The sequence below is a fragment of the Streptomyces sp. ICC1 genome, from assembly GCF_003287935.1.
Classification (GTDB): domain Bacteria; phylum Actinomycetota; class Actinomycetes; order Streptomycetales; family Streptomycetaceae; genus Streptomyces; species Streptomyces tritrimontium.
The window spans coordinates 7,541,422-7,555,590 of sequence record NZ_CP030287.1 but is presented as its reverse complement, the minus strand read 5'-3'; the positions used below and the strand labels follow the sequence as shown (position 1 = coordinate 7,555,590).

Here is a 14,169-nt window from a genome sequence, read left to right as displayed (position 1 = left end):
AACCCACCTCCCAGAACCGCGAGAGGCGCAGCCATGTCCACGATCCCCGCCACCCCGCCCACCAGACCCGACGTGCCCGCGTCCACGGACGTGTCCACGGACGCAGCCAGGGCCACGGCCACGGCCGAAGCAGACGGCGGCGGCCGGCGCACCGGCATGCTCGCCCTCGGAGCCGCACTGCTCGGGGTCGCCGCCGTACTGGCGCTCGTCGTCCGGCGGGACGTGCTCCGTCCGCCCTTCCAGGGGTTGGACGAGCGCTGGCACGCGTGGATGGGCGGGCCGCACGAGGGGCTCTACTCGGCGGTCGCGACGGTCCTGAACCTGTTCGGCGGCCCGGCGGGATCCGTCGTGCCGCTCGCCCTGCTGGCCTTCCTGCTCATCCGGCGCCGGTGGGTGTCGGCGGGGTTCCTCTTCGGCGTCTACATGGCGGGCAACATGCTCGTGATCCAGGGGCTCAAGCACCTGGTGGACCGGCCGCGCCCGGCCAACCCGCTGGTCCGGGTCGACCACGGCTCCTTCCCCTCCGGGCACGCGGCCGGCGCGGCGCTCCTCGTGGTCATCGTCGGGGCGCTCCTCGTCCCGGCCGCCCGGCGCCGGGCCTGGTGGGTCGGCGGCGCCGTCTTCACGCTGGCGATGATGTGGAGCCGCACCTGGCTGCACGCGCACTGGCTCAGCGACACCGCCGCAGGCGCTGCGGCCGGTGCGGGGGCCGGGCTGCTGGCATGGTGGCTCTGCGCCCCGGCACTGGCCCGGGAGGCACGGCGCGCGCCCGGCCGCCGGCACGCGTCGGAGCGGGTACCCGCCGCCCGGTGACGGCCCCGGCCGCGGGCCCGGGCCCGGGCCCGGCGCGAGCCCGGCCCGGGCTTGACTCCAGGCCCGGCCCGGCCCGGGCCTTGTCCGGGCACGGCACCGGGGCGGCGCTCGCGCTCAGCCGCGCGGGCGCGCCCGCGGCGTCCGGCGGCGCCGGAGCAGCCCCAGCACTCCCAGGGCCGCCGCCACGCGCACGCCGGCGACGGTCAGCATCCAGACCGGGACGCCGGCCGCCGGGCGCAGTTCGTCGCGGTACTCCACCCGCCGGTACGCGGTGTCCGCGGCGGTGGCGCGCAGTTCGTGGTCGGCGTCGATGCGGGACGGGACGGGGAAGCTCTGGTCGATCGCCGTCAGGAACACCGGGGCGGTGCCCGCGAATTCGGCGACCGGGCCCGTCGGGGTGATCCGTCCGGCGAAGGTCACCTCGGGCGCGCTCCCGCCGATCGGGGAGGCGGGCTCCATGCGGTGGTCGGCCAGCACGTACAGGCCGAGGGACTGCGCGCTCTTCGCCAGTCTGGACAGCCGCATCGGGTAGACCAGCCGGTCGCTGTCGAAGCGGATCAGGAGCGGGTCGAGGGTGCCCCGCAGGACCCCGCCCGGCTCGCGGGGGGCGAGGCGGACGGCGACGTACTCCCAGTGCCGGTCCACGTACGGCTCCAGCTCGGTGGAGAGCCCTTCGGGCAGTTCGAAGCCGTTGTCCTCCAGCCAGCCGCGCAGGGCACCGGGGTCGGTGGCGGTCAGCCGGGCGACGTCGAAGTCGCCGAGCCGCTCGCGGCCCACGACGCCGACCCCCGGGTCCGGGCCGCCGGGCGGCGGCGCTCCGGCCAGGTCACCCCGGTCGGAGGTGAAGGGCCAGTCGCCCCGGCGCGGCCAGAAGTAGCCGTGGGTCCGGTACTCGGGCCCGGTCAGGTCCGCCAGCTGCGGGAACAGCCCGCTGTCGCCGAGGCGCACCGTGGCCCGCCCCGGCACCGGCATGATCCACGCGGCCCGCTTGGCGTCTCCGCCGACGGTGAAGCGCATCGCGATCTGCTCGGTCCGGCCGTCCCAGCGCACCACGGACGCCTCGCGGGAGACCCCGATCCGGGAGGCGCCGTCCGGGACCATGGCCCCGCAGCCGCAGGCGTAGGCGGGGCTGATCAGCGAGCCCAGCTGGGTCGCGAGCAGCGCGCACGCCAGTACGCCGGCCCTTCGTCTCTTCCGCGACTTCGTCCACATGTGCTCATGGACGGCTGCGCCCGCGATCCGGTTCCGGTCACCTGTTCGCCATCCGGCGGCCACCCCGGCCTGCCACGATGCGGCTCGTCGAGAGTTGTACATACAACTTTCCCGGACGATGACACAGGAGCCCCCATGTCCGCGACGGCGATCACCCGTCTGCCCGCGCCCTGGCTGCGCGACAACTGCCCCTGCGCGGACTGCCGTGATCCGCGCACCGGCCAGAAGCTCTTCCAGATCACCGAGCTGCCCGGGGGCCTCGCCGTCGGCTCGGTGCGCGAGGTGCCGGCCGCCGGCGCCGGCGGCGGACCGGGGTGGGAGGTGGTGTGGCAGCCGGACGGCCACCGCTCCGTCTACGCGGCCGACTGGCTCGACGCCCACGCCCCGGACGACGCGGGTGAGGGCCGCTCAGGACACCGCCTGACCGGGGACGGCCGGACCGAGGCGGACAAGGAGCTGTGGGCGGCCCGGGACCTGGACGGGCGGATCCCCGAGGCGGGCTGGGACGCCTACACCTCCTCCCGCGAGGTCCGCGAGCGGGTCCTGGACGGCGTGGTCCGGCTCGGCTTCGCCCTGCTGCGGGACGTGCCGTGCCGGGACCGGATGGTGCTCGACGTGGCGCGCACCTTCGGCTTCGTCCGCGAGACGAACTACGGCGAGCTGTTCGAGGTACGCGTGGAGGCCGAGCCCAACAACCTGGCCTTCACCGGCGCGCGGATCACCCCGCACACCGACAACCCGTACCGGGACCCGGTGCCCACGCTGCAACTGCTGCACTGCCTGCGCAACGAGGCCCGGGGCGGGGACTCCGGGCTGGTCGACGGCTTCCACGCCGCAGCGCTGCTGCGCGAGCGGGAGCCGGAGGCCTTCGAGGTGCTGACCCGGGTGCCGGTGGAGTTCGTGTTCGCCGACGCCCGCACCGAACTGCGGGCCCACCGGCCGCTGATCGGCGTCGACCCGCTCGGGAAGGTGCGCGAGATCCGTTTCAACAACCGCTCCATCGCCACCCTGCACCGGCCGGCGGCGGTCCTGGAGGAGTTCTACGCCGCCTACCGGCTCTTCGCCGAGTTGCTGGAACGGCCCGAGCTGCGGCTCGACTTCCGGCTCGCGCCCGGCGACTGCCTGGTATTCGACAACACCCGCCTGCTGCACGCCCGTACCGCCTTCGCCGAATCGGGCGGGCGCCACCTCCAGGGGGCCTACGCCGACATCGACGGGCTGCTCTCCGCCCTCGCCGTCCTGCGCCGTGAAGGAGCCCGCGCGTGAACGCCCCCGAACCCGGACTCGGACTCGGACTCGGAGACAGCATCGGCATCGATGCCGACCCCATCGCCCTGCTGGCCCGCCTCTTCGAGGGCGAGGGCAGCGCCGAGTACTTCGGCGAGGCCGTCACCCAGGCCGGGCACATGCTCCAGGCCGGGGCCCTCGCCGAGGCCGCCGGAGCCCCCGCGCACCTGGTGGCGGCCGCGCTGCTGCACGACGTCGGGCACTTCCACGGGACCGTGACCGGCCGCGATCTGATGGAGGACGGGCTGGACAACCGGCACAGCCACACGGGGGCGGACTGGCTGGCCCGGTGGTTCGGGCCGGAGGTGACCGGGCCGGTCCGGCTCCACGTGGCCGCGAAGCGGTACCTGTGCGCGACCGAGCCCGGCTATGTCGGCCTGCTCTCCGAGGCGTCCGTGCACACCCTGCGCGTGCAGGGCGGCCCGATGACCGGCGAACAGGTACGCGCCTTCGAGGCGCTGCCGGGTGCGGCCGACGCGGTGGCCGTGCGGCGCTGGGACGAGCAGGCCAAGGACCCCGAGCGGGCCACCCCGGACTTCGGCCACTTCCGGCCGCTGCTGGAGGGGCTGCTGCTGTAGCGGCTGCTCCTGCTGTAGGGACTGCTCCTGGGGCCGCCGCTCAGGGGCCGAGGCGGCGGCCCAGCGCGCTCGTGGCCGTCGAGTGCACGGTGAAGGCCACGGTTCCCGGCAGGTAGCGGTCCTGCGACCACTCCACCGGGTTCCCCGCCGGGTCGGTGGAGCGGCGCCGCTCGCGCAGCAGCGCCTCGCCGGCCCGGCAGCCCAGCAGCTCCGCGTCGTCCGCGTCCGCCGCCACCAGGTCGATGGTGTGGTGGGCGTCGGTGAACAGGACGCCGTGCCGGGCGAGTTCCTCGGAGTACGAGACGGTGTCCCGCGGCATGGCCGCGACCAGGGCGCCGACCGCCTCCGGGTAGGTGGTGCGCTCCACCATCACCGGGGCCCCGGACAGGGTGCGCAGCCGAAGGACCCGGCGGACGGGGGCGCCCGCTTCGAGCCGCAGCTGCTCCGCCTCCTCGGCGTCGGCCGCGCCCCGGTCCACGGCGACGGTCCGCCCGCCCGGCTCCCGCCCGAGCGAGCGGGCCCACCGGGTGAAGCTGCGGAGCTCGGCGACGCCCGCCGCCCCGGCCGGGCCGCCGCCGAGGACCACCCGGCGGGTGCCGCGCCTCGAGGTGATCAGGCCGTCGGTGCGCAGTGCGGTGAGCGCCTGGCGGACCGTACCCCTGGACACGCCGTAGCGGTGGGCGAGTTCGTCCTCGGCGGGCAGGCGCGCGCCGGAGCCGTACTCGCCCGCCGTGATGGCGGTCCGCAGGTCCGCGGCGACCTTCAGGTAGAGCGGTGTCCTGCGTGCCGTGTCGCGCGGTGCCTCGTTCACGGCCCCAGCCTGCCACGGCCGGGAGCGGGCCCGGACGGCGGCGGGCGGACCCGTACCGCGCGGGGCGAAGGGCCCGGCGGGTCGGGACGTTTCGCCCCGTATTGAGCCGATGCGCGTCGTCTAAATTCGGAGGTACCGCACGGCCGCACACCGACTCGCAGAGGACATCACCATGTTCGGCATGACCATCGACACCACCCTCGACACCACCGCCGGCCCGGCCCTGCGCCTGGACCCCGAGGGCGGGCCGTTCCGCGAGCTCGCCGCCGTCCGGATCCAGGTGCCGGCCGGCGGCACCATCCCGGCGCACGGGCACGGCGCCTCCGAGCTGCTGCTCACGGGTGTCGCGGGGACGGTGGAGGCCTCGTGCGGCTGCGGCGCCAAGACGGTGGCCCCGGGCACCTTCGCGATGCTGCCGGCCGGCAAGGAGGTCACCCTGGCCAACCACGGCGGCGAGCCGGCCACGGTGCTCGCCGTCTTCTCGCAGAGCGAGTTCACCGACGGGCTGCCGCGCGGTGCGGCGAAGGGCTGCGGCTGCCAGGGGCACGGCGGCTGATCCCGCGGCCACTGACATCCCGCACGGCCGCCGAGCCGTGCGGGGAGGGCCGCCCGTCCCCGCGGGGAGGGCCGCGCTGGACCGGCAGCCCGGCTGATCCCATACTTCTCCCGTGAGAACGACGGAGAAGCAGCCCCGCACCAGTCCACTGGTGCCCGACGCGGTCGCCCGGGAGATTGCCCGGCACGACTGGGAGTCCGTCACGTGCGGGTGCGGACGCCCGGCGGGGCATCTCGCCGACACGCTGTGGGACGCGGCCGAAGGACATCCGGCCGCGTTCCACGCGCTGGAGGGCCATGCCTTCCACACCGGCCGGCTGCGGGCTCCCGCGCCGGCGGTGTGCGGGGTGCTGATGGCCGTGTGCTCCGCCGGCCCGCCCCGGCAGTCGACCCGCGAGGCCCTGCTGTGGACCCTGCTGCGGCTGCTCGGCGCCGAGGACGACGGCTCCTCGCACGAGGCCGGCCTGTACGGCCAGTGCGCCGCCCACATCCGCGCGGGCCTTCCGTCCCTGCGCGCGTCGGCGGGCGCCCCGGGCTCCGTGTCCGCGGCGTACGTGGAGGGCATCCTGCGCCTCCTCGACCTGTCGGACTGAACCGAGCCCGGGACGGGCCGGGAATCCGGCGTGCTCAGACGTCCAGGGGCGCTGCCAGGCAGGCCCTCAGGGTGGCCGGCGTGACCGATTCCAGGGAGTGCGCGAAGGTGCGTACCGGGGAGGCGGGGACCGGGAGCAGGGAGGGGACCACCAGGAGTCCGCAGCCGGCCGCCTCCGCCGAGGCCGCCCCGTCCGGGGAGTCCTCGACCGCCACGCAGGCCCGCGGCGGCGCGCCGAGCCGAGCGGCGGCGGTCCGGTAGGGCTCCGGGTGCGGCTTCGTCCGGGCCGTGTCGTCGGCCGACAACGTGAAGGCGAAGGGCACGTGCGCGAGCGAGCCCCCGACGACCGAGTCGACGACCACCCGCGGTGAGGCGCTGACCAGCGCGAACGGCACGCCTTCCCGTTCGAGGGCCGTCAACAGGGCCTGCGCCCCGGGCCGCATCGGCGCGCCCGCCTCGACCCGGCGGAAGAAGCTCCCGGTCAGGGCGCGGGCCACCGCGGCCGGGTCGCCGGCGCGGGCCACCCGGACGAGGTGCGCCGCGGTGTCCTCCACCGCTCGGCCGACCACCTCGGGCGCGTCCGTGTCCGTCAGCGCGTGGCCGAGGCCCGCCGCGATCTCCTCGGTGGTCAGCCACCACAGCGTCTCGGTGTCCACGAGGGTGCCGTCCATGTCGAAGAGGACGGCGGCGAGGTCGTTCACGAGGCGGTCCGCGCGACGACCAGGACGGGCCGCTCGGCCAGGCCCACGGCCGCCCGGGCGCCCGGAACCAGGGCTCCGGCGTCGCGCGAGGGCAGGTCGGCCTTGACGCGCGTGCCGTCCGCCAGATCCAGGTGGAGGCGGGTCACCGAGCCGAAGAAGGAGGCCGAGGCGACGGTGGCCGTGCCCGCCTCGTCGGCCGCCACCGTGATGTTCTCGGGGCGTACGAGGACCTCGACGTCCGGGGAGGAGGGCACGGGGCCGTCCACCGGCAGCCGGGAGCCGGCCGCTTCGACCAGCCCGGAGCCGGTCAGCCGGCCGGGGAGCCGGTTCATGGTGCCGACGAACTCGGCGACGAAGGGCGTGGCGGGCCGCTCGTAGAGCTCGGCGGGCGCGGCGCACTGTTCGAGGCGGCCCGCGTTGAGCACGGCGACCCGGTCGGCCATGGACAGGGCCTCCTCCTGGTCGTGCGTGACGAACACGGTGGTGATGCCCAGCGAGAGCTGCAGCCTGCGGATCTCCTCGCGCAGGTTGGCCCGTACCTTCGCGTCCAGCGCGGAGAGCGGCTCGTCGAGCAGCAGGACCCGGGGGCGCAGGGCCAGGGCGCGGGCGAGCGCGACGCGCTGCTGCTGGCCGCCGGACATCTGGTGCGGGTAGCGGTCGCCGTGGTCGGGCAGGCCGACCAGGTCGAGGAGTTCGGCGGCGCGCTCGCGGCGCTGCGCGGCGCCGACCTTGCGGACCCGCAGTCCGAAGGCGACGTTGTCGCGGGCGCTGAGGTTCGGGAAGAGGCTGTACGACTGGAACACCATCCCGGCGTCGCGGCGGTTGGCCGGGACGCGCGTGATGTCCTCGCCGTCGAGGAGGACTTCGCCGGAGTCGGGCTGCTCGAATCCGGCGACGACGCGCAGCGCGGTGGTCTTGCCGCAGCCCGACGGGCCGAGCAGGGCGACGAGTTCGCCGGGCTCGATGGTGAGGTCGAGTCCGTCGAGGGCGACGGTGGAGCCGAACGCCCGGCGCAGTCCGCGGAATTCGACGCGCGCGCCGGCGGGGGCGGCTTCGCCGTCCGCGGGCTTCCTGGCCTCGGGAAGGGTGAGGGACATGCGGGTCAGGACTCCTTGCCGGAGGTGCGGGAGGTACGGGAGGTACGGGAGACGGCCGGTCCGGGGGACACGGTGGCGGGGGTGGTGCCGGCCCGGGAGAGGAGGAGCAGCAGCAGCCAGGTGATGAGGAGGCTGAGGACGGACACGGCCACCGACATGCGGGCGTGCGCTCCGGAGATCGAGACGATCCACACGGCGAAGGGCTGGAAGCCGAGCAGCGAGGCGATGGTGAACTCGCCGAGGACCAGCGCCAGCGTGAGGAAGGCGGCTCCGGCCAGGGCGGCCCGCAGGTTCGGCAGGATCACGCGCAGGACGACGTACGGCCAGCTCGCGCCACAGCTGCGGGCGGCTTCGACGAGGGTCGGGACGTCGACGGCGCGCAGGCCCGCGTCGAGGGAGCGGTAGACGAAGGGCAGCGCGAGCACCGTGTAGGCGAGGACCAGGACGACGGGGAAGTCCGGGTTCTGGACGGCCAGGAAGGTCTGGTAGAGCGGGGTCCTGGACAGGTGGTCCGGGCCCCAGCGCAGCACGGTGGTGATGCCGGTGACCAGGGCGATCGGCGGCACCACCAGCGGCAGCATGCACATCACCTCGACGACGGGGCGCAGGCGCGGCGAGCCCACGCGCACGGCGACCAGCGCGGGCACGGCGAGGAGCAGCGACAGGGCGATGGTCGCGGCGGCGAGGCCCAGTGAGAGCAGCAGGCTCTCGGTGAAGCCTTCGGCGGAGAGCAGTTGGGTGTAGGCCTCGAAGCTGATGCCCTGGCCGGGGACGTGCACGGTGAAGACGAAGGAGGCCAGGAGCGGGAGGAGGAAGTACGCGCCGCCGAGGGGTTGCGCCGGCCGGGCGAGGACCAGCCCGACGGCGCCGGACCGTTCGCCGGAGAGGGCGCGGGCCGCACTGTTGGGCTGCCAGCTGAGCTCTTCGGCGACCTTGCGGACACGGGCGCGGGTGCCCTCGGAGACTCCCGGCCGGTCGTTGAGCGCGAAGGAGACCGCGCTCTCCGACACCCCCGCCTGGCGGGCGATGTCCTTGATGGTGGGTGATCCTTCGACCGGTCCCTGCAGGGCTGCGGCTCCGCGCGGGTCGACGCCAACACCCTCTACCTGTCCACCGCGGTCGACGACAACAAGACAAACGAGTTCGTCGCCTTCGACCTGGGCACCGGCAAGGAGAAGTGGCGCACCCCGGCCGGGGAGGGCCGCACCCTCACCCCGCTCAAGGCGCCGGGCGGCGCCGTGGCCGGCGGCGCGGCCGGGACGGTCGGCGGCTGGGCCGGCGGCCGCGGGGGCTCCGAGGGCTTGGCGAGCGGCACCGGCGGCACCGGCGGGGGTCCGCCGAAGCCGCCCGGCGGGGGGTCCTGCGGCGCGCCGAAACCGCCGGACGGCGGCTGGCTGGGGGGCGGCGGGGTACTCATCTGGATCTCCTTGCGTGGGAAACGCGGCCTTCAGGGGGAGCGCTCACTTGCCGAAGACCATCAGGAACTTCTCGTTCTTGTTCTGTGCGAGCAGGTGGGAGGCCGAGAGGAAGAGCCGGCCGTCCGCGTAGTCGATGACCGGGGAGTAGAAGGAGCTCTCCACCGTGGACGCGGGGCCGGAGGGGTTGCGCAGGACGGCTGTGGGGGTGCCGCCGGCGGCCGGGACGGTGAGGACCTCGCCGCCCCTCTCGCCCTCCGCCTTGCGGTAGACGACCAGTTGGCCGCCCGCCGCCTTGAGCGGGGTGAGGGTGCGGCCCTCGCCGGCCGGGGTGCGCCACTTCTCCTTGCCGGTGCCCAGGTCGAAGGCGACGACCTCGTTCGCCTTGTTGTCGTCGACCGAGGTGGACAGGTAGAGGGTGTTGGCGTCGACCCGCGAGGAGCCGCAGCCCTGCAGGGACCGGTCGAAGGATCCGCCGCAGCCGACGGGGAAACTGCCCTCGCCCGAGACGGTGGTGCGCTGCTTGCCGTCGGGTCCCAGGACCACGATGGAGCGCTCCTTGCCCTCGGTCTTGCCGAGGTCGAGGACGATCGGGTCCAGCGAGTAGACGGCCTTGACCTGGAAGCCCTTGGGCAGCTTGTAGGTCCAGGTGTTCTTTCCGGTGGCCAGGTCGGCGTCCATGACCTCGACGGTCTTGTCCGCGTCCAGGCAGGTCGCGATGGCGATCATCTTGCCGTCGAGCGCGACGAAGTCACCGGGCTGGCAGCCCTCGGCCCGCTTGTTGTCGAAGAGCTTGTCCCCGGTGCTGACCTTGAAGGCGCTGCTCATGCCCACCCGGTTGACGACGAGGGTGTCCCCCGCGATCGCGAGCTCCGGGCCGCTGAAGCTGTCGAAGAGTCCTTCCTTCGGGACCTCCTTCGACCACCCCTCCTTGCCGTTCTTGAGGTCGATCATCCGCATCTGGTTGCAGGTGGCGGTGTCGGACTCGCCGTCCTTGTACAGGACGACGGTCTTGCCGTCCGCGGTCTGGTCGGTGACTGCGCAGATCAGGGTGGGGAGGGTGAGGGTCCACTTCTCCTTGCCGTCCGCGATGCCGTAGCCCGAGACCGACTTCCAGACCGTCTTGACGACGGTGTCGCCGACGATCCACTGCCCCTTGGAGTCGACGCCCGAGCCGGGACCGTCGATCTTGCTGGTCTTGAACCAGAGGACCTTGTCCTCGCCCTGCTTGCGGCCGGCGTTGAGGTCTTCCTCGTCGCCGCTGCCGTTGCCGCTGCCGTCGCCCTTGTCCACGGAGGGCGAGGGCGAGGCCTTGTCGTCGGCGGGCGCGGTGGAGTCCTGCGCCACGGGCTGGTCCTTGACCTTGCCGTCGTCCTTGACGAAGGCGAAGTAGCCGCCGACGCCGAGGACGAGCACGCCGGCGACGGCGGCCGCGATCACCACGGCGAGCTTCTTGTTCGGCTTGCCGGGCGGCGCCGGCGGCATGCCGGGGGCACCGGGGGCGCCGGGCGGCATGTTCGGGGGCGGCGGCGGGAAGCCGTAGCCGCCGGGCGGCTGCTGGCCGTACGGGCCCTGCGGCGCGCCCTGCTGCGGCGGCTGCTGCGGCTGCGGCTGCGGCTGCGGCTGCGGCTGCGGCTGCTGGGCGTACGGGTTCTCGCCTTGCTGCGGGTAGCCGTAGCCCGGTTGCGGCGGCCCGGGCAGGTGCCCGTAACCGGAAGGTGTCGGCGGCTGGTTCGGCGGCTGGGGCGGCTCGGTCATCAGCGCATACCTTCGGCGTCGGGTGGTCGGAGGATGCCCTTTCTATCACTGACGGGAAGAAGTGGCCGGGCCGGTCCCGCCCCTGTGCCCAAGGGAGGACCGGCCCGTGATGCCGCCGTTATCCGGCCAGTTGGGGCGGGGTGCCCCCGGAACTCACGCCTCCTCGGCGAGCTCCAGCCAGCGCATCTCCAACTCGTCCCGGTTCGAGATGAGTTCCCGCAGCTCGGCGTCGAGCTTGGCGACCTTGTCGAAGTCGGTGGAGTTCTCGGCGATCTGGGCGTGCAGGCTGGTCTCGCGGTCCGACATCTTGTTGAGCTGCCGCTCGATCTTCTGCAGCTCCTTCTTCGCGGCGCGCGCGTCCCCGGAGGCCGAGGACTTGCCCGCGGCGGCCGGCGCGGGCGCCGGGGCGGCCGCGTCGATCATCTTGCGGCGGCGCTCCAGGTACTCGTCCAGGCCGCGCGGCAGCATCCGCAGGCTCGCGTCGCCGAGCAGGGCCATCACCGTGTCGGTGGTGCGCTCGATGAAGAACCGGTCGTGCGAGATCACGATCATCGAGCCGGGCCAGCCGTCGAGGAGGTCCTCCAGCTGGGTCAGGGTCTCGATGTCGAGGTCGTTGGTGGGCTCGTCGAGGAACAGGACGTTGGGTTCGTCCATCAGCAGGCGCAGGATCTGCAGCCGGCGCCGCTCGCCGCCGGAGAGGTCGCCGACCGGCGTCCACTGCTTCTCCTTGGTGAAGCCGAACTGCTCGCACAGCTGGCCTGCCGTCATCTCGCGGCCCTGGCCGAGGTCGACCCGGTCGCGGACGCGCTGGACGGCCTCCAGGACGCGCAGGGACGGGTCGAGCTCGCCGACTTCTTGAGAGAGGTAGGCCAGCTTGACGGTCTTGCCCACGGTCACCGTGCCGGCGGCCGGCTGGACCTCGCCCTGGGTGCGGGCGGCCTCGCCGAGGGCCCGCAGCAGGGAGGTCTTGCCGGCGCCGTTGACGCCCACGAGGCCGACGCGGTCGCCGGGGCCCAGGTGCCAGGTGAGGTGCTTGAGGAGGGTCTTGGGCCCGGCCTGGACGGTCACGTCCTCCAGGTCGAACACGGTCTTGCCGAGGCGGGCGTTGGCGAACTTCATCAGCTCGGACTTGTCGCGCGGCGGCGGCACGTCGGCGATCAGCTCGTTGGCGGCCTCGATGCGGTAGCGGGGCTTGGAGGTCCGGGCCGGGGCGCCGCGGCGCAGCCAGGCGAGCTCCTTGCGCATCAGGTTCTGCCGCTTGGACTCCTCCGTCGCGGCGATGCGGTCGCGCTCGGCGCGGGAGAAGACGTAGTCGCTGTAGCCGCCCTCGTACTCGTGGACTTCGCCGCGCTGGACGTCCCACATGCGGGTGCAGACCTGGTCCAGGAACCACCGGTCGTGCGTGACGCAGACGAGCGCGGAGCGGCGCTCCTGGAGGTGCTTGGCCAGCCAGGAGATGCCCTCGACGTCGAGGTGGTTGGTGGGCTCGTCGAGTACGAGGAGGTCCTGGTCGGCGATGAGCAGCTGGGCGAGCGCGATGCGCCGGCGCTCGCCGCCGGAGAGCGGGCCGATGACGGTGTCGAGGCCCTGTCCGAAGCCGGGCAGGTCGAGGCCGCCGAAGAGTCCGGTCAGGACGTCGCGGATCTTGGAGTTGCCGGCCCACTCGTGGTCGGCCATGTCTCCGATGATCTCGTGCCGGACGGTGGCCTTGGGGTCCAGGGAGTCGTGCTGGGTGAGCACGCCCATCCGCAGGCCTCCCGACTGGGTGACCCGGCCGGTGTCGGGTTCCTCCAGTTTCGCGAGCATGCGGATGAGGGTGGTCTTGCCATCGCCGTTGCGGCCGACGACACCGATCCGGTCCCCCTCGGATACGCCGAGGGAGATGCCGTCGAGCAGGGTACGGGTGCCGTACACCTTGCTGACTGCCTCGACATTGACCAGGTTGACGGCCATCAGGAGCGCTCCAGGGAAGGGGTGTGGATCAGCCCCTCAGCCTAACCCTCCGCGAAGTGCCGGACCGTTCCACCAGGAGCCACCCGCCGAGGGCCATGGCGATCGCGGCGGGCGCGGTGACCGGGAGGGCGATCAGGGTGGCGCTGTGCCCGTCCAGGAGTCCGCCGAGACCGGTCACGGACAGGCCGAGGACGCCGAGCAGGCAGAGCACGGTGCCGGCGGCGGCGCGGGGTCCGGAACCCGCGGCGGGGGCCGGGGCCGGATCCTGGGACCGATCCGCGGCCGGGGCGCGCGGGCCGGGGGCCTCGAAGCGCCGGAACACCGCGACCAGTACGCAGGTCAGCACGGCGGCCGCGAGGAACCTGACGGGCACCTGGGCCCACCAGGCGGCTCCGGCGGGCTCGGGCAGGGGGATGCCCAGGCCGAGCTGGGCGGCGTAGACGGCGAGCATGGCGGTGAGGTGCCAGAGGAAGGCGGTCATGGCGACCCCGTTGGCGCTGACCACGGCGCGCCAGACGCGGGGCCGGGCCAGCCACGCGGCGGCGGGTGCCCTGAGCAGTTCGACGGCGCCCACGAGCCAGAGCGCGTGGGCGAGCAGGGCGAGGGTGGGCGGGGCCATGTTGGAGACCTTCTCGCCGGGCATCCCGACCATGGAGAGGGGGTACGGCCCGTACGCCACCAGCGCGAGCGCCCCGGCCAGTCCGGCGGCGGCCAGCGCGCCGGGGCGGCGGATGCGGCCGTCGGCGCGCAGGAAGCCGAGCTGGTGGACGGCCAGCCAGACGAAGGCGAAGTTGAGGAACTCCGCGTACGGGACGCCTCCGGCGAACCGCAGGACGTCGACGGCGGCGGCGGCCGCGGCCAGCGCGGCGAAGGCGGCCCAGCCGTGCCGCTCGTGCAGCGCGAGCAGGGGCGGGGTGAGGGCGACCATCGCGAGGTAGATCCCGATGAACCACAGGGGCTGCGTGACCAGCCTGAACGCGGCCCCGGACAGGTTCCCGCCGCCCGCTCCGAGCAGCTGCGCGGTGAGGGCGGCGGCGGTCCAGACGGCGACGAAGACGAGGGTCGGCCGCAGCAGCCGTCGGAGCCGGGCCCGCAGGAAGGCGGCGTAGACGGGGCCGTCGGCCGTGCGGGCGAGGGAGCGGTGGGAGAGCGCGTGGGAGAACCCGCCGACGAAGAAGAACACCGGCATGACCTGCAGCGCCCAGGTGAGGACCTGGAGCGGCGGCACGATCGCGAGCAGGTTTCCCATGCCGCCGGTGCTGACGGCGGCCATCAGCCAGTGTCCGGCGATGACGGTCCCGAGCGAGGCGACCCTGAGCAGGTCGACGTACCGGTCCCGCGTGGCGGGGGTGGCGGCGGCGATTTCGCTTGCGCTGGCTCCCATGCCCCTACGCTCC

13 protein-coding genes are annotated in these 14,169 nt (G+C 74.0%); 5 read left to right on the top strand and 8 right to left on the bottom strand.

What is annotated here, in order from left to right:
- Positions 1–33 precede the first annotated feature (33 nt).
- Positions 34–813 carry a phosphatase PAP2 family protein gene (locus DRB96_RS35245; protein WP_239517800.1) on the top strand — a complete coding sequence of 260 codons (780 nt, stop codon included), beginning with the start codon at positions 34–36 and terminating at the stop codon, positions 811–813.
- Positions 814–927: 114 nt separating this feature from the next.
- Here the strand turns inward: DRB96_RS35245 and DRB96_RS35240 are convergent, their stop codons facing one another.
- Positions 928–2,025 (bottom strand): DUF2330 domain-containing protein, encoded by a 1,098-nt coding sequence (locus DRB96_RS35240; RefSeq protein ID WP_112452078.1) that lies wholly within the window; start codon positions 2,023–2,025, stop codon positions 928–930.
- A 135-nt stretch (positions 2,026–2,160) separates the two neighbouring features.
- On the opposite strand from DRB96_RS35240, the gene DRB96_RS35235 reads away from it, so the two are divergent.
- The gene (locus DRB96_RS35235; RefSeq protein WP_162689119.1) at positions 2,161–3,291 is read left to right on the top strand and encodes a TauD/TfdA family dioxygenase; all 1,131 of its coding nucleotides are present in this window, start codon (positions 2,161–2,163) and stop codon (positions 3,289–3,291) included.
- Positions 3,288–3,890, top strand: a complete 603-nt coding sequence (locus DRB96_RS45350) for a phosphonate degradation HD-domain oxygenase (RefSeq protein WP_239516481.1) — start codon at positions 3,288–3,290, stop codon at positions 3,888–3,890. Before DRB96_RS35235 ends, DRB96_RS45350 begins: the two co-directional genes overlap by 4 nt.
- A gap of 40 nt (positions 3,891–3,930) precedes the next feature.
- On the opposite strand, the gene DRB96_RS35225 is transcribed toward DRB96_RS45350, so the two are convergent.
- Positions 3,931–4,701 (bottom strand): GntR family transcriptional regulator, encoded by a 771-nt coding sequence (locus tag DRB96_RS35225; protein WP_112452077.1) that lies wholly within the window; start codon positions 4,699–4,701, stop codon positions 3,931–3,933.
- 181 nt (positions 4,702–4,882) lie between these two features.
- Between DRB96_RS35225 and DRB96_RS35220 the strand changes: the two genes are divergently transcribed.
- Together DRB96_RS35220 and DRB96_RS35215 are read left to right on the top strand one after the other, a co-directional pair.
- The gene (locus DRB96_RS35220; RefSeq protein WP_162688846.1) at positions 4,883–5,257 is read left to right on the top strand and encodes a cupin domain-containing protein; all 375 of its coding nucleotides are present in this window, start codon (positions 4,883–4,885) and stop codon (positions 5,255–5,257) included.
- Positions 5,258–5,369: 112 nt separating this feature from the next.
- The gene (locus DRB96_RS35215; protein ID WP_162688845.1) at positions 5,370–5,849 is read left to right on the top strand and encodes a hypothetical protein; all 480 of its coding nucleotides are present in this window, start codon (positions 5,370–5,372) and stop codon (positions 5,847–5,849) included.
- Positions 5,850–5,883: 34 nt separating this feature from the next.
- Here the strand turns inward: DRB96_RS35215 and DRB96_RS35210 are convergent, their stop codons facing one another.
- The 6 genes from DRB96_RS35210 to DRB96_RS35180 form a co-directional block, all read right to left on the bottom strand.
- Entirely contained in the window at positions 5,884–6,549 is a 666-nt protein-coding gene (locus tag DRB96_RS35210; protein WP_275432046.1) for an HAD family phosphatase, read from the bottom strand.
- Entirely contained in the window at positions 6,546–7,646 is a 1,101-nt protein-coding gene (locus DRB96_RS35205) for an ABC transporter ATP-binding protein (protein ID WP_204357898.1), read from the bottom strand. The genes DRB96_RS35210 and DRB96_RS35205 overlap by 4 nt, the downstream gene beginning before the upstream one ends.
- A 5-nt stretch (positions 7,647–7,651) precedes the next feature.
- Entirely contained in the window at positions 7,652–8,713 is a 1,062-nt protein-coding gene (locus DRB96_RS35200; RefSeq protein ID WP_275432092.1) for a LacI family DNA-binding transcriptional regulator, read from the bottom strand.
- A gap of 393 nt (positions 8,714–9,106) precedes the next feature.
- On the bottom strand, positions 9,107–10,819 hold the full coding sequence (locus DRB96_RS35190; RefSeq protein ID WP_112452072.1) for a PQQ-binding-like beta-propeller repeat protein: 1,713 nt from the start codon (positions 10,817–10,819) through the stop codon (positions 9,107–9,109).
- A 153-nt stretch (positions 10,820–10,972) separates the two neighbouring features.
- Positions 10,973–12,772: an ABC-F family ATP-binding cassette domain-containing protein gene (locus DRB96_RS35185; protein ID WP_112452071.1), complete on the bottom strand. Its 1,800-nt coding sequence runs from the start codon at positions 12,770–12,772 to the stop codon at positions 10,973–10,975.
- Positions 12,773–12,800: 28 nt separating this feature from the next.
- Positions 12,801–14,156 (bottom strand): acyltransferase family protein, encoded by a 1,356-nt coding sequence (locus DRB96_RS35180; protein ID WP_112452070.1) that lies wholly within the window; start codon positions 14,154–14,156, stop codon positions 12,801–12,803.
- Positions 14,157–14,169 lie beyond the last annotated feature (13 nt).

What these genes read in the sequence shown, in the direction of transcription:
- DRB96_RS35190 (WP_112452072.1), bottom strand. Translation starts at nt 10,819, where the DNA reads ATGACCGAGCCGCCCCAGCCGCCGAACCAGCCGCCGACACCTTCCGGT.
- DRB96_RS35205 (WP_204357898.1), bottom strand. Translation starts at nt 7,646, where the DNA reads ATGTCCCTCACCCTTCCCGAGGCCAGGAAGCCCGCGGACGGCGAAGCC.
- DRB96_RS35240 (WP_112452078.1), bottom strand. Translation starts at nt 2,025, where the DNA reads ATGTGGACGAAGTCGCGGAAGAGACGAAGGGCCGGCGTACTGGCGTGC.
- DRB96_RS35185 (WP_112452071.1), bottom strand. Translation starts at nt 12,772, where the DNA reads ATGGCCGTCAACCTGGTCAATGTCGAGGCAGTCAGCAAGGTGTACGGC.
- DRB96_RS35235 (WP_162689119.1), top strand. Translation starts at nt 2,161, where the DNA reads ATGTCCGCGACGGCGATCACCCGTCTGCCCGCGCCCTGGCTGCGCGAC.
- DRB96_RS35245 (WP_239517800.1), top strand. Translation starts at nt 34, where the DNA reads ATGTCCACGATCCCCGCCACCCCGCCCACCAGACCCGACGTGCCCGCG.
- DRB96_RS35220 (WP_162688846.1), top strand. Translation starts at nt 4,883, where the DNA reads ATGACCATCGACACCACCCTCGACACCACCGCCGGCCCGGCCCTGCGC.
- DRB96_RS35180 (WP_112452070.1), bottom strand. Translation starts at nt 14,156, where the DNA reads ATGGGAGCCAGCGCAAGCGAAATCGCCGCCGCCACCCCCGCCACGCGG.